This is a genomic window from Methanonatronarchaeum thermophilum, from assembly GCF_002153915.1.
Lineage (GTDB): Archaea > Halobacteriota > Methanonatronarchaeia > Methanonatronarchaeales > Methanonatronarchaeaceae > Methanonatronarchaeum > Methanonatronarchaeum thermophilum.
In genome coordinates, this window is the sequence record NZ_MRZU01000003.1 from 591599 (window position 1) to 613160 (window position 21562).

General features: G+C 39.2%; 18 protein-coding genes. 1 reads left to right on the plus strand and 17 read right to left on the minus strand.

Annotated features, from left to right (window positions below; all coding sequences use genetic code 11):
- Positions 1 to 275: 275 nt before the first annotated feature.
- From AMET1_RS04190 to AMET1_RS04210, 5 genes are read right to left on the minus strand one after another with little or no spacing between them, the layout of a single operon-like run.
- Positions 276 to 1241, minus strand: coding sequence for a ribonuclease H-like domain-containing protein (locus tag AMET1_RS04190; protein ID WP_086637216.1), 966 nt, complete (start codon positions 1239 to 1241; stop codon positions 276 to 278).
- Between the two features lie 34 nt (positions 1242 to 1275).
- Entirely contained in the window at positions 1276 to 3447 is a 2172-nt protein-coding gene (locus AMET1_RS04195) for an AAA family ATPase (protein WP_086637217.1), read from the minus strand.
- Between the two features lie 16 nt (positions 3448 to 3463).
- A complete protein-coding gene (locus AMET1_RS04200; RefSeq protein WP_086637218.1) occupies positions 3464 to 4714 on the minus strand; it encodes a metallophosphoesterase family protein in 1251 nt (416 codons plus the stop codon).
- 28 nt (positions 4715 to 4742) lie between these two features.
- A complete protein-coding gene (locus tag AMET1_RS04205; RefSeq protein WP_086637219.1) occupies positions 4743 to 6281 on the minus strand; it encodes an ATP-binding protein in 1539 nt (512 codons plus the stop codon).
- A 35-nt stretch (positions 6282 to 6316) separates the two neighbouring features.
- Positions 6317 to 7426, minus strand: coding sequence for a DNA double-strand break repair nuclease NurA (locus AMET1_RS04210; RefSeq protein WP_161490758.1), 1110 nt, complete (start codon positions 7424 to 7426; stop codon positions 6317 to 6319).
- Between the two features lie 135 nt (positions 7427 to 7561).
- On the opposite strand from AMET1_RS04210, the gene AMET1_RS04215 reads away from it, so the two are divergent.
- Complete coding sequence (locus AMET1_RS04215) at positions 7562 to 8161, plus strand: hypothetical protein (protein WP_086637221.1); 600 nt, start codon at positions 7562 to 7564, stop codon at positions 8159 to 8161.
- A 120-nt stretch (positions 8162 to 8281) separates the two neighbouring features.
- Here AMET1_RS04215 and tpiA read toward each other — a convergent pair whose 3' ends face one another.
- The 12 genes from tpiA to mtxX all read right to left on the minus strand — a co-directional run bounded on the left by tpiA (position 8282) and on the right by mtxX (position 21424).
- Positions 8282 to 8926, minus strand: coding sequence for a triose-phosphate isomerase (tpiA, locus tag AMET1_RS04220; RefSeq protein WP_086637222.1), 645 nt, complete (start codon positions 8924 to 8926; stop codon positions 8282 to 8284).
- Positions 8927 to 8942: 16 nt separating this feature from the next.
- Complete coding sequence (locus AMET1_RS04225) at positions 8943 to 10094, minus strand: bifunctional 5,6,7,8-tetrahydromethanopterin hydro-lyase/3-hexulose-6-phosphate synthase (protein ID WP_086637223.1); 1152 nt, start codon at positions 10092 to 10094, stop codon at positions 8943 to 8945.
- A gap of 140 nt (positions 10095 to 10234) precedes the next feature.
- Positions 10235 to 11389: an MFS transporter gene (locus AMET1_RS04230; RefSeq protein ID WP_086637224.1), complete on the minus strand. Its 1155-nt coding sequence runs from the start codon at positions 11387 to 11389 to the stop codon at positions 10235 to 10237.
- Positions 11386 to 12588, minus strand: a complete 1203-nt coding sequence (locus AMET1_RS04235; RefSeq protein WP_086637225.1) for a geranylgeranyl reductase family protein — start codon at positions 12586 to 12588, stop codon at positions 11386 to 11388. The genes AMET1_RS04230 and AMET1_RS04235 overlap by 4 nt, the downstream gene beginning before the upstream one ends.
- Positions 12589 to 12725: 137 nt before the next feature.
- Positions 12726 to 12944 (minus strand): hypothetical protein, encoded by a 219-nt coding sequence (locus AMET1_RS04240; RefSeq protein WP_086637226.1) that lies wholly within the window; start codon positions 12942 to 12944, stop codon positions 12726 to 12728.
- A gap of 126 nt (positions 12945 to 13070) precedes the next feature.
- Positions 13071 to 13835: an endonuclease NucS gene (gene nucS, locus AMET1_RS04245; protein WP_161490759.1), complete on the minus strand. Its 765-nt coding sequence runs from the start codon at positions 13833 to 13835 to the stop codon at positions 13071 to 13073.
- Between the two features lie 162 nt (positions 13836 to 13997).
- Positions 13998 to 16214, minus strand: a complete 2217-nt coding sequence (locus AMET1_RS04250; RefSeq protein ID WP_086637228.1) for a CDC48 family AAA ATPase — start codon at positions 16212 to 16214, stop codon at positions 13998 to 14000.
- A gap of 84 nt (positions 16215 to 16298) precedes the next feature.
- Entirely contained in the window at positions 16299 to 16940 is a 642-nt protein-coding gene (locus AMET1_RS04255) for an ArsR/SmtB family transcription factor (protein ID WP_086637229.1), read from the minus strand.
- A gap of 222 nt (positions 16941 to 17162) precedes the next feature.
- Positions 17163 to 18047, minus strand: a complete 885-nt coding sequence (locus tag AMET1_RS04260) for a transcription initiation factor IIB (protein WP_161490760.1) — start codon at positions 18045 to 18047, stop codon at positions 17163 to 17165.
- 186 nt (positions 18048 to 18233) lie between these two features.
- A complete protein-coding gene (locus tag AMET1_RS04265; protein ID WP_086637231.1) occupies positions 18234 to 19877 on the minus strand; it encodes a glutamate synthase-related protein in 1644 nt (547 codons plus the stop codon).
- A gap of 173 nt (positions 19878 to 20050) precedes the next feature.
- Complete coding sequence (locus AMET1_RS04270) at positions 20051 to 20584, minus strand: hypothetical protein (protein WP_086637232.1); 534 nt, start codon at positions 20582 to 20584, stop codon at positions 20051 to 20053.
- An 18-nt stretch (positions 20585 to 20602) separates the two neighbouring features.
- The gene (gene mtxX / locus AMET1_RS04275; RefSeq protein WP_086637233.1) at positions 20603 to 21424 is read right to left on the minus strand and encodes a methanogenesis marker protein Mmp4/MtxX; all 822 of its coding nucleotides are present in this window, start codon (positions 21422 to 21424) and stop codon (positions 20603 to 20605) included.
- Between the last annotated feature and the right edge of the window lie 138 nt (positions 21425 to 21562).

Consider the following 21562-nt stretch of genomic DNA (forward strand, 5'->3'; position numbering starts at 1 on the left):
TTTGGTCGAGCAATAGTCTACTGCTATTTAAACATTCTTTCTCTATGGCTATTATATCTGTCGGGCCTGTATCCTCATCATAAGGAAGAGTGGTCTTAGCCTTGTTTTAAGAATAAACTTGATTTAGTTCGTTATCCATGAAATATATTCTCATCAGGACAAAAAACCAATATCGATAGTGATTGTTTTTGTTTATGGATTTATTGTTATATGGGGGTTAATTTTGAATTTAAGTCGGAGGGATAAAATTAGGTTGGATAAGTATAGGGATGTTGTTAAGAGGGGTTGAGGGTTTTCTCTGTTATTTTGTGGTATAGGTTGGTTAGTGTGAGTATGTCTTGTCGGTTGTGGCTGAGTATTGGTAGGAGTGGGCCGGGGTTTTGTTTTTCTAGGTATGTTTGGTAGTATTTTGGTACTTGGCTGCTTGGTATGTCGATTTTTCTTTGGATGTTTAGTAGTTTTTTTTCGATGTGGTTTAGTTTGTTTTTGGGGAGGTTGTGTGTTTTTTTGGTGTAGTGGTATAGGTCGATGTGTGTTTTGTTTTTGGTTGGTGTTATGTTGTGGTGTTTTTGTCTTTTTTGTATGTAGGGGATGTCGAAGGTTTTTCCGTTGAATGTTATTATTGTTGTTTTGTTTTGGAGTTGTTTTTTGGTTTGTTGGAGGACGGTTTTTTCTTGTTTTGGGTTTTCGATTAGTAGTTGGTTTAGTTTTAGGTGGTTTTTTTGTGGGTGGCCGATTCCGATCAGTATTATTGGTTGGTTATGTAGGCCGAGTGTTTCTATGTCGAGTAATGCTATTTCTTTGTTTTTTAGTTTTGGTGTGTGTTTTAGTGCTTCGAGGCAGGTTGGATTGATTTTTTGGTGGAGTGTTTTTATTGTTGTTGCTGGGGTTGTTAGTTGTTTTAGGTGGTTTTGGCATTTATGGCTCCATTTTGGGTGTTTTTTGAGTTGTGTTATTGTTTTGTAGCCTTGTTTTTTGAGTTTTGTTTCGGTTTTGGGGCCTATTCCTGGTATGGCTTTGAGGTTGGTGTGTTTTTTTGTGGTTGTTTTTTGGGGTTTTATGGTTTGTTTTATTTTTTCGCTGCGTTTTATGTAGCTGCCGTTTTGGTTGTGGATTTTTTTGGTGTTTGGGAGTTGTGTTATTGTGGTGTTTTTGTATTTCTGGATTAGTTTTTGTTTTATGTGTTTTGGGTTTTTGTTGGCTGTTTCTGGGTTTATGTGTTTGGTCCAGTTATTTAGCATCTTTATCTTTATTTTTAGGTTTATTGGGGGGGTTTTAGAGGGTTGTTGCTGTTGAGGTGTTGTTTGTTTTTTGTATCTGTATTATGTTGTCTACGTAGCTTTCCATTTTTGGTTCGTGTGATACTAGGATTATTTGTTGCATGTTTAGTTCGTCTATTATGTCTCTTATTTTGTCTAGTTGGTTTGTGCTGAATCCGTCTGTTGGTTCGTCGAGTATGATCATGTTTTTTGTTTGTATGTCTTGTACTAGTTGGTTGATTACTCGGTTTAATGCGAGTCTGTATGCGAGTGCGATTGATGTTCTTTCTCCGCCTGAGAGTCTTTTGTATTCTGTTTCTGTTTTTCCGCGTTCTATTATTGGTGCGAAGCTTTGGTCTACGTGTACGTTTATGTCGCTGTCTTCTATTAGCATTCGGAACCATTTGTTGAATATTTCGTTGAAGTTCATCTGGATTTTTGTCATGTATTTGCGTTCTATTGTTGTTGATAGGTTTTTTAGGTTTTCTAGCCATTGTTTGTTGGTTTGTATTTTTTTCATTAGTTGTTTTGCTGTTTTTTTGTCTTTGATTTCTTTTTTTAGTTGTTTTAGTTCTCTTTTTTTGTTTTTTATGTTTGTTTTTGTTTCTGTGATTTTTTGTTCGGTTTTGTTTAGTTTGTTTCTTGTTTCTTCGATTTTGTTTTCTACTTCCTGGTTTTTTTGTTTGGTTTTCTGTTGTTTTTGGTGTTTTTGTTTGGTTTTTTGGAGTTGTTTTTGGTTTTGTTGTATCTGTTTTTTGTGTTTCTGTATTTTCTGTTTTTTCTGTTCTATTGTTTGTTTTAGTTGGCTGGCTTGCTGTTTTTTTTCTTTGTATTTATGTAGTTGCTGGTTTTTTTGTTGGAGTTCGTTGGTTTTTTGGTTTATTCTGTTGATTATTTCGTTGGTTTTTTGGTTTATTTCTTGTTCTAGTTGTTGTTTTTGTTGTTGTTTTTGTTGGAGTTTTTGTTTTTGGTTTTGTGTTTTGGTTTGGATTTCTTGGATTTCTTGTTGTTTTTTGTTGAGTTCTTTTTTTCTGTGTTTTTCGTTGAGTTGGTTTCCGCATATCGGGCATTTTGATTTGGTTTGTTTGAGTTTTTCTTGGTTTTTTTCGATTGTTTGTTTTTGTGCTTGATGGTGTTTTAGTTGGTCTTTGTGTTTTTCGATTTCTTCCTGGATCTCTTGTTTTTGTTTGATTTTTTTGTTTAGTGTTTTTTCGATGTCTGGTTGTTTTTTATGGCATTTTTCTTTGAGTTTTTGGAGTTGGTTTAGTTTTTCTTCAATTGTTTGTTGGCTGGTTTCTGTGGGTCGTTCTAGTTGTTTTATTTTGTTGTATCTGTTTTCTGTTTCCTGTAGTTCTTGTTCGTGTTCTTTTATTCTTTCTTTGGTGTTTTTGATGTTGTTTTTGATTTCGGTTTTCTTTTTATCCAGTTTATGGAGTTTTTCGATTTCTTCCTGGATCTCTTGTTTTTGTTGTTTCCATTTCTGGAGTTTTTGTGTGAGTGTTTTTTTTCTTTCTGTTTGTTTTTGTTCTAGGTTTTTGTGTTTTTCGATTTCTTCCTGGATCTCTTGTTTTTGTTTTTGTTTTTGTTCTAGGTTTTTGGTTGTTCCTTCGAGTTGGTTGTATGGTTTTTTTAGGTGGTTTCGGACGTCATCTATGTTTTCTCTTATTTTTTTGTAGCGGTTGATTCCTGTGATTTTTCTTAGTGTGTCGAGCCTGGTTTCTTCGTCGGCTTCTATTATTTTTTTCATTTCTTCTTGTGGGGTGTATACTGTGTATCGGTATATTAGGGATTTTCTTTTTGACACCATTTCCATTGGGTATCCGAGTATTTTGAATATTTCTGCTTTTAGTTCGGTTGGTGATAACTCGGTTTTTGTGTTTTGTTTGATGTATCCGTTGTCTTGTCTTATGTATTGGTTTTCTCTTGTTAGTTCTCTGTATGCTGTGATTGTTTGGTTGTTGATTGTGAATGTGAGTTCTACCCAACCTTTGTTGCTGCCTTCTCGTAGTAGGTCTCCACCGGATAGTTGGTTTCCTCTTAATCCGAATAGTGCGAACTCTATTGCCATGAGTAGTGATGATTTTCCGTGGCCTATGTCCCCTGATAATAAGAGTGTTCCTTGGGGGAATTCGATCTGTTCTTGTTTGTAGCTTCTTATGTTTTTTAGTTTGATTGAATCGATTTTCACGTTGTATCCTCAGGGGTTATAGGGTTTTTTCTAGTTCTTTTTTTATTCCGAGTGTTTTTAATGCGTCTTGAACGACTCTTTCTTTGTAGTCTTTCTTTTTTTCTCCGTCTTCTTTTTCTATAGATAGTTTGTCGAATAGTTGTTTTGTGAGTTGTTGTTTTTCTTTATCTGTTTTATCGTTCAGTTCGAACTGGCCGATGTGTTCTTCTATTAATTTCTGTTCAAGTTCTTTCCGGTCTCCTGCTTTGACATCGAACTCCTGGTATTCTTTTGTTTTGAGTTGGTTGATGTTTGTTCTTACTGCTGTTGCACCGAGGTCTTTTATTTTGTTTCGTATTTCATTGAGCCCTATTTCTGTTGTTTTACCGGTTTTAAGAACTCCATATATCTTTAATAGGGTTATTGAGTTTTCTATTTCTCTTTTCTTTATCTCTTTGTTTATGTTTTGTTCTACCATTTCGGGTGTTTTGTTTTCGGCATCTATTTCGATCGATGTTATGGGGGCTACTTCTATTTTTTCAGTTTGGATTTCTATTTGGTTTTCGTTTACGTCTACTATGTAGAAACTGCCGTGTTGGTTTTTTTCTAGTTCACGGTAGTCTGTTGGGAATATCGCTCCTGGGAATGTTATGTGGCCATAGTCTTCTTCATGGAATTTGTCTTGTTTGTGGACGTGGCCTCCTGCGTAGTAATCGAAGTTTTTCGGTAGGTATGAGAGTTTTATTCCTTTCATTCGTTTTAGGTATTCGGGTTTGTATTCGTTTATTGCTGAGTGGAACATGAATATTTTGAAGCCAGGTTCTTTTTCCAGTTGTTTTTGGTTGAGTAGTTGGTATGCTTTTGATTCTAGGGAGCCTGCTCTACCGAGCATGCCGGTTACTTTGACTCCCTCTGTTGGTTCGTGGAAATTTAGTTTTAGTTTTCCATTTTCCATCTGTCCCTGGCTTACGTTTGTTATGAGGTCGGCTGATTCAAGGACGTTAAGCATTGTGTTTCCGGAGGGTGAGAAGTCGTGGGAGCCTGGTACTACTAATACCTCGATGTTTTTTTTGTTTAGTTCTCGTAGTCTTCTGAATGCTTCCATTAGTACTGTTGTTGGGGGGCGGCCTGTTTCGAATAGGTCTCCTGATATTATTATGAAGTCTACGTTTTTGTTTATGCATCGGTCTATTGTTTGGTTGAATGCTTTTATGGCTAGTTGTTTTAGGTCTGTTCCACCCCAACTACCTAGGTGGACATCTGAGATGTGTGCGAAACGTGTTTGGATTTTGTTTACCTCCCTTTTTTTGTTTGTTTTAGGTTATTCCTCGGAACTCGATCTGTTCTGTTGGTTTTTGTTGTGTTTGGTCTACGATTTTTTTGAAGTATGGGATTTTTATTGGTATTGCGAAGTCGGTGAATGTTGAGGTTATAATTGCTTCTCCTTTGTCTAGAGTTGCTATGTTTCTGTCGTCTTTTGATAGGTCTTGTGACGCGCTTTCGACTATTGAATTTCTTTCGCTCCGCATCTCCATTCCTAAAATTATTTTAGTGTTCATGTTTGCCAGTATCTGTCTGGGGATGACGCTTGGTAGTTGTGTTATAGCTGTTAACCCTATCTTGAATTTACGTCCTTCTCTAGCTATTTTTTCGAATATGTTTCCTGACTGTATTATTGAGTTTTCCCCTATAACTCTGGGTGCTTCTTCTAATACGATGGATATAACTGGTTTTTGGTTGATTTGATCGGTCGATTTATATTTTTTATATCTATTGAAAAGTCTGTTTGCGATTATGGAGCCTACTAATAACTCTATTTTTGCTTCAAGGTTTGATGTATCTAATATCAGGGTTTTTGTTGATTCGAGAGATTGAACTATGTTTTCGATTGTTGATTCCCCTGCTTTTTCGTCAAAGATTCCTTTGCATGTAAGTTGGTTGTTTTTTTCGTGTATGTCGAGGTATACTGCTAACTTCCGTTTCATAGTTTCCAGAGTTACTTCCTGGATGTTGTTTATTGGTTCTTGTGACAACATGAGTTCTTTAATCCAGTTTTCCTTATGTTCTTGGTAGTATGCGTTTATTGCTTCGGTTTGTGCGTTTGATAGTTCGATTACTTTCATTAAATCCCATGGTTTTAGTTCCTGTATGTTGATTACGAGTTTGTTTACACCTACTTGGTTTTTTCCGGGTGAGTATGCCTCTACAAACTGGTTTGCCATTGGGTGGTTTGAGAGGCCTGGTGTTCCTTGGGTTCCATAGTATTCGTTGTGGGGATCGATTATTAGTAGTCCACAGTATTCTTGGTCTAGTAGTTCCCAGGCCATGGTTTTAACGAGGTTTGATTTGCCTTTACCTGTTGATGCTGGAACGAGTATGTGGTGTCTTAATACTTCTTCTCCAGGTAGGTTTATCTCTACATCTAGTTTCTGCGATCCTGTTCTGACGTTTCCAATCACCAATGGTTTTTCATGTGTTTGTATGAAGTTGAAATCTTTATCTTTTGCTCTACGCATTCCTGAGAAGAACTGGGGTAGTTTTTTGGGGGAGTGTGATGTGTTGTTGTTTTTTTCAACTGTAACCAAGCTTTTTAGGTCTGCTATTATGTAGTTGCTTAATTCGGGGTCGGTGAAGTCGAGGTCTCTTCCATATCCCTCTAACTTCATTCCGGCGACCAGGTTTTTTTCTTTATTAGATATTTGGGAGCCGTACATCAGGTCATGTACTTGTAGTATTGTGTATGAGTTTTGGTTTTCAGCTACCAGTAGGTCTCCCATCTCGATCGTTTCACTGGCTTTCTGTCTTATCTTTACTGTGTCGAAATCTCCACTAACAATTCTTCCTACAACATTCATGGTTATCACAATTCTTGGTAATCTTGGTTTGTTGGTTATCTTAGTTTGTTCAGGACGTCGTGTGCGTCAACGGCTGATAGGTATGTACGTAGTTCGCTCCAGAGACCTGTTCCTGATGTCATTGCTTTAAATCTAGCTCTATATCTTGAGGCTTCTTCTTTGGAGACGCTTGCCATTCTATCAGCATCTACCAACCCATATGGATATCCTGGAAACCTTACGTCTCGGGAGTTGTTCGATAATGCGGTTAATACCGATTCAATTTCCATTTTGCTTGCGTTTTTCTTCCAATCTCGCTGTAATTCATATCTGAAGGCGTATTGTGACTCTCTATAGAGTTTTACGAAATATATTTCGGCTTGGTGGTTTGGATCTACGTTTTTTACAACTGGGTAGTAGTACCATGGATATTCTATTTCACTTGCAAGGTCTTTAAGCGTTTTAACTAGACTGTTACCGGTTGTTGTGTGCAGTGTTGTTGTTTTAGATAACCCTGAATACACCACATCGTTTTCCAATGCTTTTTTATAGGCATTTTCTGCGTATCTGGTTTCGTTTTTGACAGATGTTTGGAGGCTTCCATCCATCACCATTATGTCTCCAGCACTGAGTTCTTGTTTGGATATCTCTCCAGCAACCTTCCACTCTGCGAACCTACGTGCAGCTGTACATATCCTCCCGATTCGGGACATACTCAACTGTTCATCTGGTTCGCTAACAACTTCACTAAGTTTTAACTCCAGGTCTTCTTCATCCGGTAGGTATTTCTTGTGGTTAGAGTTAACCGGATATATCTTTCCTTGATATTTGATTTCACCGTTTACTTCGGATGCGATTGCAAGTGCATAAAAATCTATTCTCTGGGGCAATTCTCCCGGCTCAATCCTCTCTCTACCTTTAAAAACATTATAATAAACACGAATCAGGTGTACGGAGAACATAGGTGAAGAAAAAAGCTCCATATTACCTCCATCGATAAAAGAGAGCTTCCGATCAGTATCTCCACCAGGTATTTTATAGAAATTATCTTCATCTAGCTTGATTGGTGTGTAGTTTAATCCTCTGAACAATGGTTGCCCATGCTCTGTCTGCTTAATGCTGTCACCAAGGTCGTTTAGTAGGTTAGCTAGAGCAATATCCTTCATATTAGAATCCACACCAATATATTGGGTACAACAACAAATCTCATTGTGGTGAGTTAACCGAAACAAAAAAACCAATGGAGAACCGTTAACATTCATATAACAATAGTTGGTTATAATGACGGGGGTATTAGTCCTATGGATAAAAAGATTGTTTTAATTTCATTGTTGATAGTTGGAGTTGTATTAGCAACAGCGGGATGTATTGGTGGTTACGATAAATCTGTTTCAGCTGAAGAAGGATTAGCCATGCTTACTGACGAAGAGATTGAACCTGAGATACAGAACCACATCGACCTTGAAGAGGTTGGTTTGGATGTAAGTGATGGCAACCTATTGATAGCGATAGAGACATATGGTGATATTCCATCTACTATCGATCCAGGAGCCAGTCAATACGAAGTTAATATACAGAATTTGGATGATGAAGAGATAGCTGATTTCTCCCTCACTCTTGAATTAATAGGGGATGCAGTCTACTTTGAATCGATGGCTACAGTTGAAGGCGAGGTATATGAGTTGGATGGAGTTGAATATACAGTTGACTCTAAATTCTTTGACGGCTCTGAGATAATAATGGAGGTACCTCTAGATGAATTAGGAGATCCTGATAAGGTTGGGGTGCAGGTTTCTTCAGAATGGTCTGAAACCGATGAACCTGGAACAGCAATGGATTTCGTTCCACTGGATGAAGATGGAAATGTTGACATAGACAACTACATAGAGTATGAAATCTAAAAAAATCTAAGAAATAACGAAGATGGTTGGTTTATCCAACTATGGTTTAGGTTGTGTTAGGGAGTTTTTTTGGAGGTACCAGGTTTCTGTGTTGGTCTGGTACGCTCCTAATTTGTTTTTTTATATTTTGGATAGTAGTTTTTGTATTGCTTTTTCTGGGTTTTTTGTTTTAACTACTCCGGAGGCCACCAATACTCCTTCGGCACCTAGTTCTATTGCTTTTTTTACGTCTTCTCCAGTTGAAACTCCTGCTCCACATAGTATTGGGGTTGTTGAGTTTTCTACTGATTTTTCGATTATTTCTGGGTCTGCTTTTGTGACTGATATGTCTCCGCCTATAAGTTCTGGTGGTTCTATTGCTACGTAGTCTGGGTTGAGTTTTGAGGCTGCCTTGGTGGTTTGTACGTTGTTTGTGCAGATTATTGTTTTTAGGTCGAGTTTTTTTGCTCGTTTGTTGGCTTTAGCGATTTGTTTTAGTGTTAGGTTTTTTTCTGAGTGGTTTATTAGGGTTCCTGTTGCCCCTGCCTGTTTTACTGCTTCTGGTAGTATGTGGCCTGTGTTGCTTCCGTAGTTGATGGGGTCGATGTGTTGTGCGTATATTGGAGTGTTTGTTTGTTCGTTGATTTTCTGGATATCTGTGGGTTGTGGGCATATTATTATTTCTGCGTCTGTTTCTTGCTGGATTTTTTCGATGGTTTTAGCGATTTCTATGGCGTTTTGGTTTGTTCCAGCCTTGTATGTTTTGAGGTTTATTATTAGTTTCATTTTTTTCCTATCTTTTTTAGAGTGTGGTTTTGATTTCTTCTATTATTTCTCTGGCGGCTCCTTCTGGGTCTTTGGCTCCTGTTATAGCTCTACCCACTACTAGGATGTCGGCGCCTGCATCTACTGCTTCTTTGACGTTTTGTGTTTTTATTCCACCTGCGACCGATATTAAGCCGTTGTTTAGTTCTTTTTTGAGTTCTGGGATGTTGTGCCATGCGTGTTCTGCTTGGTCTTCCATGTCTATTGCTCGATGTAGTTCTAGTATGTCTGGTTTTTTGTCGAGTTTTTTGATTAGTTCTATTGGGTTTTTCATGTTTATTGTGTCGATTATTGAGTATATGCCGGTTTTTTCTGCTTCTTCTATTACTCCTTCGATGGTTGGTTTGCTTGCTATTCCAGCTACAACTACTCCATCGCCTCCGGCGTCTGCTACCATTCGGGCTTCTAGGTTGCCTGTGTCAAGGGTTTTTAGGTCTACAACTATGAATGCGTCTTCTCTGATTTCTCGCATTCGGCTTACGACGTCTACTCCGTATTTCTTAACAAGTGGTGTTCCTACTTCGAATATTACGTTGTCGTTTTCGGGTATTTCTTTTAGTAGTTTTTCCACGTGCTGGAAGTTTGTTGTGTCGAGCGCTACCTGTAGGTATGGTGGTTTTGAGAGCCTTGTTATCCGGTTACCCATTATTGGATGGCCTCCAATGTCTTTTTCTTTTATAACTTCATTGGGGGTGGGTTCTTCGTTCAATGCTCTTTTTATTGCTAGTTTAGTTGCCCCGTAATTGTATCTATAGATTTTTTGGAAATCTGTTGCTTCTGGATGTATGAATACACTTGTTATGATTACTTTTTCTTCTGCGGTTTCAGGGTCGATTATTCCTTCTTCAAGTGAGTCTGCAACTGCTTTTGATACAGCTTCTTGTGCTGGACCGAATATTTTTTCTGTGTCCTCCATTCCTTGTATCGTTACTTTTGGAACGATCAAGGTTGAGGGTTTTGTAGGTAGGTTTGGTTTTATGACTCCTAGCAGGGGTGTGTGTCCCTGTGATAGGTTTGTTAATCCGTTTAGGAATGCTTGGCCTGCTGGCCCTGATTTATCTCCAATCACTAAATCGATGTGCGCTAACTCTGGTTCTTCTCCTATAAGAGCTTCTCCAACTTTGAACATTAAAAAATCACCGTATTAAAAAATCTTTTTTATATGATTTAGTTTAAAACTATAATATTCCATCCCTTAAAAACACAAAAACAATCTGTTTATCTTTTTACTGGTTGTTTTGTTGTTTGTTTTTTAGTTGGTTTTTTGGTTTAGGTGTTTGGTAGTGTTTTTTTGGCCAGTATGAATCCTATTGTTCCTATTAGTAGTATGGTTGCTGTTATCAGGAAGAATGTGTCGAATTGGTATGCGCTGGCTATGGCTCCGAGTGCTATTGAGCCTATTGCTATTCCCATGTCGAAGCTTGAGTTTATTAGTGCGCTTGCTTTTCCTCGTTCTAGTGGGTTTACTGTTTCTACTGAAAGGGCGAGTAGGGTTGTGTATGCTGCTCCGAATCCGATTCCGAATACGATTCCTGCTATGTAGAATCCGGTTTCGTTTGTTGTGATGCCTATTATTGTTATTCCTATTACGGATACAACCATCATTGGGGCTGTTAGTAAGCTGATTCCTTTTTTGTCTGCGTACCTGCCTACGGGGACGCGTACTATTAATGCGGCTGCTGCGTATATTGTGAAGAATAATCCGATTGTGAATTCTGTGTATCCTAGTCGGTTTGCGTATACTGGGAAGAAAGCTGTTACCGCTCCATATGCTGTTGTAAGTGCTAGGACTCCAATAACTGCTGATGTGACGTTGCTGTCTTTCAATACGTCTATGAATGTTGCGGTTGTGGTTCCGTCTATATCGCTTTCTGTAACCATTAACACTAGTATTAGTGATATGACTGCGAACATTGAGGCTATGTAGAATGCTTCGTTGTATCCGGTTAGGTCGACTAGGAAGCCTGCTATTCCGGGACCCAGTATCATGCCTAGCATGACTGGAACTCCGAATAGCCCCATCGCTTCTCCTAATCTCTTTTTTGGAACCATGTCAACGGCCATTGACATTGAGGCTACGCTGAATCCACCGATTCCAACTCCGTGGAGTATGCGTATTAGTGCTAGGGTGAGTAGGGATTCTGTTAGTGTGTATAATATGGGGGATATTATGAATATCAATGCGCCTATTATTAGGAGTGGTTTTCTTGCTACGTTGTCTGCGTAACGACCGAATGGTATTCGGCTTAGAACTGCTGAGAAGGCGAATATACCTACTATCACCCCGATCATCAGTTCTCCGGCTCCAAGTATTTCGGCGTATAGGCTGATTATTGGTACTATTGCGAAGAAGCTGACGAAGAACATGAATACGGCGGTGAGTAGGGTTAGGTATTCTGTGGTTAGTATTTTTCTGGCTTTCATAGTAGGTCTCCGAGCAGTTTTGTGGTGAAGACTCCGAAATATTTGATTAATGAGGGTTTGGTTTTAAGTATTTCTATTGCTACTTTGGATGGGTAATCCATGTCTCCGTAGTTTTCGATTGTTTTTATCAGTTTAGGGTTGTCGAGTTTTTTTATTAGTTTGTCAAGTTCTTTGTCGGATAGTGAGCATAGTGTTTTGTGTAGTGACATTCCGATTTTTAGTTCTCTACCTAGTTTTTTTCTCCAGTTTGTGTCGTATTCCTTTAGCTGGGTTTCCCCATCTAGATATCTGTTTATTGTTTTTGCGGCTGTTTTACCGCATACCATTCCTGTGTAGACTCCGCCTCCGGTTGTTGGTTTTACTTGTCCGGCTGCGTCACCAACCAACAGTGTTTTTTTATCATATAGCTTGCTTGGATATCCGATTGGTATTGCACCGTAGTTCCATTCTAACTCCTTATCTTTGTGTTTTTTTAGTTTTGGATGGTTTTTGATTAGGTTTTTTAGGTATTCGGTTGCGGGTTTTTTAGCCATTTCTGGGTCTATACACAACCCTATTCGTGTTGTTTTTCTGTCTGTAGGTATGCTCCAGGCGAAAAAACCGGGGGCTGTTTTTTGTCCAAGGAATATCTCTACGAAATCTGGTTTTTCGATTTCTGTTCCGGTGATTGTGAGTTGTGCTCCCGATAGGTATTTCTGTGGTCTTGGTAAGTTGATGCTGCGTCTTATTGTTGATTTAACTCCATCTGCTCCGACCACGACTTTTGGTTTTATTTTTTTGGTTTTAGTATTGTTTTTTGGAGTGCTGATCTCCAAGGTTTTGCCGTTCCAGTTTACTGCTCTCCAACCTAGTTTTAGGTTTGCTCCTGACTGCACTGCTGATTCGATTAGTTTTCGGTCGAACTGTGATCGATCTATTATGTAGGCTTGTGTTTCCGGCCTGCTTATCTCTATGGATTCTCCGTTTGGTGAGTGTATTTTTGCGCCTCTCACTCTGTTCTGTATGTAGTTGTCTTTTTTTAGTTCACTTTCTTCTATGGTTCTGGTGCTTACTATGCCGGCGCATTGAACTGGATTGCCTACGCTGTTGTCTTCTTCGATTACAAGTGTTTTTATATTATTTTCAGAGAGTTTTTCCGCTGTTTTCGCGCCGGATGGCCCTGCTCCGACAACCACTGCTCCATCGAATTCATGTTCCATTTGGATAACACAACCAGGTGTTCAGTGATTTCTCTCTATTACCAAAAAAAGATTCGTAACTAATATTAGTTAAGGATTCAGTCGGTTGTGGTTAGAACTGTTATAAAACTAGTTTTTGTTTGTTGGTTTGTCTTGGTTTAGGTTTTTTCGAATAGTTTTTTGATTTTTCTGTGTAGTTTGGTTGGTTTGTTGTTGTCGTTGTAGAACAGTTTAAGGCTTTGACAGTTTGGACATCGTATCTCGTTTGACATCAGTAGGTCTTTTTTGTATGTTGTGCTGCAGTTTTCGCATATGAACTCTATCTCCGTTTGGTGGTTTGCCTTGGGTTTTTTAGGTGGTTTTTTTTGTTTTTTCATGGTTATTGAGGTGGATTGGGTTTTTTTGGTTTCCGGCGGAAGCCGGGCCGTTTTTTCCCTAATGGGTGTTTTAATATTTTGGTATTTATTGTTTTCCCTTTTTTTGGTGTTTTTATTGTTGGTTTTTTATTGTTGGTTTTTGAATTGGTCGAGTGTTTTTATTCTTTGTGGTTTTGTTTTTGGTGGTTCTAGTTTTATGTGTTCGAGTTTTTGGTCTTCTATTCTTTTTTGAGCGTTTGGTGTGATCGATGGACTTACCAATATGCCTCTTATGTTTTTGTATCCTTTCTCTTGGTAGTAGTCTATGTATCTCTGTAGTTGGTCTACGGCTTTAGGTCCTACTCTTTTTCGTTTTAGTTCTATTATTACGTTGTTTCCCTGGCTGTCTCTACCGAAGAGGTCTATTCGACCGTATCCTGTTTTTCGTTCGGCTTCTATTATTCTAAGGCCTTCTTCGATTATCTCTGGGTTTTTGGTTATCTGTTTCTGCATCTGGGATTCTTGTTTGTTAAGTGTTAGTTGCGCTCCGTCTGTTAGGTTGTATGATGTTGTGTGAAGTGTTTCATGTATCGTTATTGTTAGTGTTTCGTTGGGTGATGTTCTCTCTGATTTGAGTTCTACCTTTTTGTTTTGTGTTTTTACTGATGGCCGGGATCCTGGTGGCTGCCAGTTTATTGGATCGCTGTTGTTTTTTTGGTGAACAAGTGTTGTGCCATCAGGTTTCAGTATGGTGATTCTTTCTCCAAGTGGTAGGTATCCATCTGCACGGCCTTGGTAATCTACCTCACATTTTCCAGCGATAGTTAGAAGTTTTGATTTCTTTATCGCGTTTTTTATAAATCTGGTTGTTTTTTCCGGGGTTGGTTTTTCCAGCGTGTTTATCTTACCCAACAGGGTGCCTCCATCAAGTTCCTTTACTATGTTCCTTAGAAAATAACGTGTTCTTCTTTGGTTTTCTCTTGTTATTTTTTGTATCGTAATTAGTTTTGGTTTGTGTTGTGTTTTGTTTTGTTGTGGGAGGGGTTTTGTGTTTGCCCTCCCTTTTTTTTTGTTTTAGATTATGCTTGGTTCTTCGATTTTTTCTTCTCTTTTTGCTTGGAAGTCTTTTGATATTTTTTGGTATTGTTCGATTTCTCCTCGGTCTTTTGAGGATCTGACTTTTTCTAGTGCTTGTTCGAAGTGGTTTTTGGTTATTTTTATGTTTTGGATTGCTTTTTTGGCTTCTTCTCTTGTCATTCCTTGTTTTACTTTTTCTCTTAGGGCTATCATTGATGCTTCTTTGCATACGCCTTCTATGTCGGATCCTACGTATCCGTCTGTTTTTTTGGCTAGTTTTTCTGTGTCTATGTTTTTGGCGGTTGGTTTGTTTTGGGTGTGTACTTTGAATATTTCTTTTCTGGCTTCTTGGTCTGGTGGTCCTACTTCTATGTGTTTTTCTAGTCTTCCTTGTCGGAGTAGTGCTGGGTCTATTAGGTCGGGTCTGTTTGTTGCTGCTATTACTACTACTTCTCCTCTTTCTTCGAGTCCGTCGAGTTCTGTTAGCATTTGGCTTATTACTCTTTCTGTTACTTGGCTGTCTCCGGACATTCCTCCTCGTCTTGGTGTTATGCTGTCGATTTCGTCGAAGAATATTATTGTGGGTGCTGATTGTTTTGCTTTTCTGAATGTTTCTCTTACTGCTTTTTCTGATTCTCCTACCCATTTGCTGAGTAGTTCGGGTCCTTTTACTGAGATGAAGTTTGCGTCTGATTCGTTTGCTACTGCTTTTGCGAGTAGTGTTTTTCCTGTTCCTGGTGGGCCGTGTAGTACGATTCCTCTTGGTGGTTGGGTGTCTATTTTTTGGAATGCTTCGGGGTATGTCATTGGCCATTCGACTGCTTCTCTTAGTTGTGTTTTTATTTCTTCTAGGCCTCCGACGTCTTTCCATGTTATGTCTGGTATTTCTACGAATACTTCTCTCATTGCTGAGGGCTCTATTTCTTTGTGTGCTTGTTCGAAGTCTTTTTTCTCGACTTCTAGTTCGTCGATTACTTTTTGTGGTATTTCGTCTGCGTCTATGTCTATTTCTGGTAGTATTCGGCGTAGTGCGTTCATTGCTGATTCTTTTGTTAGTGATTCTATGTCGGCTCCTACGAATCCGTAGGTTCTGTCTGCGAATTCGTCTAGGTTTATGTTTTCGGCTAGTGGCATGCTTCGTGTGTGTACTTCGAATATTTCTCTTCTTCCGTCTCGGTCTGGTACTCCTATTTCGATTTCTCGGTCGAATCGTCCGGGTCGTCTTAGTGCTGGGTCTATTAGGTTTATTTGGTTTGTTGTTGCGATGACTACTACTTCTCCTCTGGCTTCAAGGCCGTCCATTAGGGATAGTAGTTGTGCTACGACTCTTCTTTCTACTTCGCCGCTTACTTCTTCTCTTTTTGGTGCGATTGAGTCGAGTTCGTCTATGAATATTATTGAGGGTGAGTTTTCTTTGGCTTCTTCGAATAGTTCTCTTAGTTGTTTTTCGCTTTCTCCGTAGTATTTGCTCATTATTTCTGGTCCGCCTAGGCTTATGAAGTGGGCGTCGGTTTCGTTTGCTACTGCTTTTGCGATTAGTGTTTTTCCTGTTCCTGGTGGGCCGTGTAGTAGGACTCCTTTTGGTGGTTCTATTCCTAGTCTTTGGAATAGTTCTGGTTTTTTCATTGGTAGTTCTATCATTTCTCGGACTTTTCTGAGTTCTTTTTCTAGGCCTCCTATGTCTTCGTATGTTACTTGTGGTACTTCTTCGACTTCTTCGACTGGTTTGTCGTTTATCTGGATTTTTGTGTTGCTGTCTGCGATTACTGTTCCTGCTGGGTCGGTTTGCACTACTTTGTAGTTTATTGCTCTTCCGAAGAATTCTACTCTTATTTTTTGTCCTTTTGAGATTGGTCTTCCTTCTAGTATTTTGCGGACTCCGTCTGATGAGATTCTGAGGTTTATTTCTTCTGTTGGGGCGATTGCGATTTTTTTGGCTTTTTGTGCGTTTACTTTTTTGACTTCTACTTTGTCTCCTATTCCGGCTCCTGCGTTGTTTCGGACGCTTCCGTCGATTCTTATTGCGTCGTTTGGGTCGTTTGGGTAGCCTGGCCATACGACTGCTGTGGCTGTTCCTTTTCCGTCTATTTGGATTATGTCTCCGCTGGTTAGGTTGAGTTTTTGCATTACTTCTGTTGAGACTCTTGCTATGCCTCTTCCGGCGTCTCGATGTCTTGCTTCTGCTACTCTTAGTTTTATGGTTTTATTGGGCATTTTTACACCTTTTTTGGTTTTTAATTTTGATTTAATTTTTTTTGTTTTGGTTTGGGTTTGGGTTTGGTGGGGTTTTTTGGGGTTTTATAGGATGTTTTTTTCTCTTAGGTTTTTTACTGCTTCGTATATGTCGTCTATTTCGAGGTTTAGGCGTTTTGAGAGTTCTTCGGGTCTTACTTGTCCTTCTTTCATCATTTCTAGGAGTATGTCTTTTTCTTTTTGGTTTGTGACTTTTTTGTTGACTATTTGTTGGCCTGTGTGCATTAGTTCGTCTATTAGTTGGTAGAGGCGTTTTTCTGTTTTTTTGATTTTTTGGCATTGTTCTTCGATTTCTCTGATTAGTGTGAGTATTTGGCGGAAGTCTTGGTTTATTTCGTATTTTTTTCGTTCCATGCGTTCGATTTCTGGGAAGGTTGTTCTTGCTTGGTTTATGTCGTTTTGTGTCATTTCTAGGTCTTCGATTTGGATTTGGGTTGTGTTTTGTGTGATTATTATTTGTAGCATTAGGGTTTTGTTGATTTTGTAGTATTTTCTGTTGCCTTTTTTGTATGGTTTGATCAGTTCGTGGTTTTCGAGTATTTGGAGGTGTTCGATGACTGCTTTTCTACCTGTTTCTAGTTTTTTTGAGATTTCTGTTACGTACATTGGTTTTTCTGCGAGCATTTCTAGTATTTTTCTTCGGTTTTTGTTGCCGAGGATGTTTAGTGTGTTTTTTTGGTTTTTCAAGTTTAACCCCTAACCCATGAGTAACCTTGTGTAACTAAAATATACCTACATATATAAAAAATTTACGAAAAAACACAGATAAAAGTAACCAAAAGTAACTAATAGTTTTTTTTGACACAACAAAAACACAAATAAAAAAATGAAAAACAAGATAAAATGAACAAAAAAACCTATAAATCAACAATAAAATATGGTGATCAAAATATAATAAAAAAAACAAAATTAGAGATCCATTTCTTCCTCAATCTCCTGATAACGATTTCTTATAGTTACCTCGCTAACACCGGATACCTCACTTATACTGCTTTGAGTAACCTTTTTATCCATTATCTTTGCAACCAGATATGTAGCCGCTGCAGCAATACTAACCGGAGATCTCCCACTCAACAAACTACGTTCACTAGCCAACTCAATCACCTCAACAATACGGTTTTCAACCTCCTTACCCAAACCAAGCTCACTAACAAACCTAGGTACATAATCAACTGGAGACGCGGGTTTCAAATTAATATCAAGCTCGTCAACCAGATAACGCTCAGCCCTAGCAACCTCCTTCTTAGACACCCTAGCAGCATCAGACAACTCCTCCAATGTCCTAGGTAGCTCATAAAACCTAGATGCAATATAAATAGTTGCAGCAACCATAGCTTCAATACTACGGCCCTTCATCAACCCTTTATCGGAAGCAGTCTTATAGAAAACAGCAGCAACCTCATGAACATCCTTAGAGATATTAAGCTGACTAACCATCCTATGCATCTCTTGAAGCCCAGTACTCAAACTCCTCTCCTTACCAGAAGACCTTCTACTCTGAAGCTGAAGCCTCCTCAACCTATTAAACTGAGATTTCTTCTCCGGTGACAACTCCTTACCATACCTATCCTTAAAACCAATCTCAGTACTCAACCCCTTGTCATGTTTAGTGACACTTGAGGGAAGCCCTACATGCGACTTCTCCTTTTCATCATCATAAGAAAAAGCCCTCCAGTCAGGCCCAGAATCAATCAACTCCTCATCAACAACAAGTCCACAGCTCTCACACCTAACCTCATTATCCTCAGAGATAAGCTTTCCACCACATTCAGAACACCTCTCAACATCATTCAATTCAAAACCCCCAACACAACCGGAATAAACAACAAAACAACCGGAATAAACACCGATAACCCAGAAAAAACTACAATACACTTCTAAACAGAAATTAAGAAATTTATCTTATTTAAAAATATCGCAAAAACCCAGAAAAAAAAGAAAAAAATAAAGACCCACAGAAATGCAGGTCCGCAGAGACAATCAACCAATCAAAATCTCTTTAGCTTTCTCATCATCGGCTTCACCCATATACTTGATTCCAACCGCTTTCTCTGTCTCCCTGTTAGCAGCCATCAAATCATCTCTAGAAACACTGTCCAAACTGAAGTTTCTGGAGCCAGCCATCAACTGCTGTAAACCACCTTTCAACTTATCAACCAAGTTCCACAGCGCTACTGCACCGTACGGCAGTTCATCCATCCTATCCTCACCAACATGGTTAACAACGTCGTACCAACCAGCAAACATACTTTCAGGTGTTTCACCAACATCTTTCACAGTCTTCGGTAGACTATCCCAATTACCATTCAACTCTTCCTTACGCTCCGGCCTTAAAACACCCTCGATGTTAGAGCCTAAGAAACTTGGAATCATCAAAGCCCTACCCATACATACAAGTTTTACATATGGCGAGCCAAGAGCTAAAGCCTTGAACAGATGGTCTTCTCTTGCAAAACCACCAGCAAAACTGAGGTCTGGAACGAACAGATCCTGGTCATCAAGAATCTTAGCATACTCATGAGCCTTGTTATGCAACACCAAGGAAGGAACACCCCAATGCTCCATCATGTTCCAAGGACTCATTCCAGTACCCCCTCCAGCACCATCGATCGTCAATAGATCCAATTCAGCTTCAGAAGCCAGTTTGATAGAAGCAGCAAGGTCACGCATTCCATAAGCACCAGTCTTTAAAGAAAGCCTCTTGAACCCAAGACTTCTTAAATAATCGATTCTATCCATGAACTGTTCCTTCAATTCTTCGAAACTAGGTGCATCGGTAGCTCCAAGACGGCTATGTCGAGCGAAACCATCTATACCACCCTGCTTAAAGCTCTCTTCATTAGCTTCCACATTGGGGTCTGGATCGACAACATAACCCCTGTTACGCAGGAATTTAGCATAGTCCAAACTATCAACCTGTATCTCACCACCAATGCTCTTAGCTCCCTGACCCCACTTTACCTCGATAATCACATCATTACCATGTTTTTCAGCGATATACTCAGCAACCCCGTTACGCATATCCTCTACATTGAGCTGTATAAACAAACCACCATATTCATCGTCAGCAAACTCATAATACGTCTCAATACGCCTGTCAAGCTCGGGAGCATCTACAACCTTACCGTTCTCCAACTCAGCATCCTGGTCAACACCAACAACATTCTCCCCGATAACGATCGGAAAACCATTAACAGCAGCTCCAATCGCAAGCGACCTCCAATACTTAGCAGCGATAGCAGTAGAGCCTAACGCACCGGTCATTAAAGGAACCTTACACTTTGTCTTAATCTCACTACCAAACTCGGTTTCAACATCAACGTTCGTATAAAGACAGTCATCAGCGCTATCAGAAATTCCTTCAGGCCGTCCCTCAGAACCATAAGCATATCCTTTAACACGCAGCGAATGGTATCCAACTCCCTGAGGACTTAGATTACGAGACCCAGCAGTAATGTCTCCAAAATCTCTTGGATACAGCATCTTACGGCCTTTTAAAGACGACATCCATACCTCGCACTTACCTTTACAATCAGCCCTGCAAAGGGTGCAGAGACCTGATTCACACGGATTACCTCTATTAATCGTTCCTAACACATCATTTCTTTTCAAACTAGACATCATAAACACCAATTATTGTGGAGAGCGAGCAAAAACCCTGAAACACAATCCTGATAAGCCAGTGAGACCCAGCTAGCTACAAACATACTCTCCCGGCGCACACTATATAACCTAACAATTAATTTAAATTATTGTTCCCAAAAAAACCACAATCATGAAAAAACACAAATAAGACATCACTCCAAACTCACTCTCAACTTAGAGAAACCCTCACTAACCGTTACATCATACCCCATACCAATCAGTGTGTTCTTTATCAACTGTTTTATAAATTCCTTGCTTTCATTACTATTCAAAATCAATGTAAACTCTTTAGGTGAAGTCTGATTCAACTTAAAGAAGTTACAGGCCTCTATCCTCTCTAAATATTCTTTCGGATCGGTTATCGTGTCACCTAACTGTTCAGCATGAGATTCTGCCACCAACTCAAGGTCTTTCCAGAACCCACTGTCATCAGGAATATCCCTCAAGTATTTTAAGAAAAGTATCCAGTGATCCATATCCAGTATCACATGCTCGCCCTTGAACAGCATGTTCGCATAGAACTTAAGCCGGTCTTCACCGTAGCTATCCACAAACTCCTTATTTTCTGAATAAAACTTAAGAGCGTTTCTAACCACTTCACTCTGATTCTCCTCAAAATCCTGTTTAAGAGTCTCTAACAGATGTTGTGACTCTTCATCCAACACAATTGTTACTCTCTTAGTCATATTAAAACTCCATTTTTTTTAATCAGACATTGCAAGGGCTGCAGCCAACACTATAGCGTCTTCATAATTCTCACTGGCCCTTGAAGTATCGATATATGTTTTATCTAAATTCATTATTGGAGCGCCAACAGCCTTTCCATCACCCAAAAAAGTCAATGTCCTGAAAACAAGGTTTCCATTAATACCATCTGGCGGGATTATCATATCTGCCGTCTTTATCGCATCCTCAATCAATATTTGGTGGTTTTCAACATCAACCCCTTCACGCTCCAACCTCTCAGTAACTTTTTCTGCTTGATTTAAAGTAAAATCAACCCGCTCACTCCTACCATAGTCTTCAAAACGACCCCCAGACAAAACTGCCACACCACCAGACATACCAAGCCTATCCATCAATTGAGTTGCATACAAACCAAACTTAACCTTCTCACCAACAGTTTCACCTTCATCGATACCAACAGGAGCAAGTAAAAAAACCTTATCCAATGGATGAAGGGTCTCAAGAACCGCAACCCTATACAAAGACTCAAAACCAAACATCTTTTTAACAGAACCAAGTGTTTTCTCAGCACCCAAAGTACCCCTAACAACAGCATCAACCTCACCATCCCTCAACAAACCAACCAAACATTCCTCAGGACAATCCGATTCAACAAAATCAACATCAACAGAACCCCAGCCTTCAGACCCAACAACAACCACATCAACCAAACCAGATAACTCTCTAGCCGACTCAACAACCTTACTAGTATAGTCCTCTCTCTCACAACCTGCTCCAACAGCCACCTTAACACTACCCTGCTCAACTAAACTATATAAATCACTTAACCTCATAGCCATCAAAAAACAATACAACACAAAAACACTTAAAACAAACTAAAAAACAAACAACCAATCCTAAAAAAACCAAGTAGATAAAACTACCATTCTACTGTTTAGATTCCGGTTATAGAGCCGGGTTGGTTTCCAAACATTACC

Bases quoted from the DNA above. Each gene is read 5' to 3' on its own strand.
- AMET1_RS04270 (WP_086637232.1), bottom strand. From the start codon at position 20,584: ATGACTAAGAGAGTAACAATTGTGTTGGATGAAGAGTCACAACATCTG.
- AMET1_RS04210 (WP_161490758.1), bottom strand. From the start codon at position 7,426: ATGAAGGATATTGCTCTAGCTAACCTACTAAACGACCTTGGTGACAGC.
- tpiA (WP_086637222.1), bottom strand. From the start codon at position 8,926: ATGAAACTAATAATAAACCTCAAAACATACAAGGCTGGAACAAACCAA.
- AMET1_RS04205 (WP_086637219.1), bottom strand. From the start codon at position 6,281: ATGAATGTTGTAGGAAGAATTGTTAGTGGAGATTTCGACACAGTAAAG.
- AMET1_RS04230 (WP_086637224.1), bottom strand. From the start codon at position 11,389: ATGAAAGCCAGAAAAATACTAACCACAGAATACCTAACCCTACTCACC.
- AMET1_RS04240 (WP_086637226.1), bottom strand. From the start codon at position 12,944: ATGAAAAAACAAAAAAAACCACCTAAAAAACCCAAGGCAAACCACCAA.
- AMET1_RS04235 (WP_086637225.1), bottom strand. From the start codon at position 12,588: ATGGAACATGAATTCGATGGAGCAGTGGTTGTCGGAGCAGGGCCATCC.
- AMET1_RS04250 (WP_086637228.1), bottom strand. From the start codon at position 16,214: ATGCCCAATAAAACCATAAAACTAAGAGTAGCAGAAGCAAGACATCGA.
- AMET1_RS04215 (WP_086637221.1), top strand. From the start codon at position 7,562: ATGGATAAAAAGATTGTTTTAATTTCATTGTTGATAGTTGGAGTTGTA.
- AMET1_RS04225 (WP_086637223.1), bottom strand. From the start codon at position 10,094: ATGTTCAAAGTTGGAGAAGCTCTTATAGGAGAAGAACCAGAGTTAGCG.
- mtxX (WP_086637233.1), bottom strand. From the start codon at position 21,424: ATGGCTATGAGGTTAAGTGATTTATATAGTTTAGTTGAGCAGGGTAGT.
- AMET1_RS04190 (WP_086637216.1), bottom strand. From the start codon at position 1,241: ATGCTAAATAACTGGACCAAACACATAAACCCAGAAACAGCCAACAAA.
- AMET1_RS04265 (WP_086637231.1), bottom strand. From the start codon at position 19,877: ATGATGTCTAGTTTGAAAAGAAATGATGTGTTAGGAACGATTAATAGA.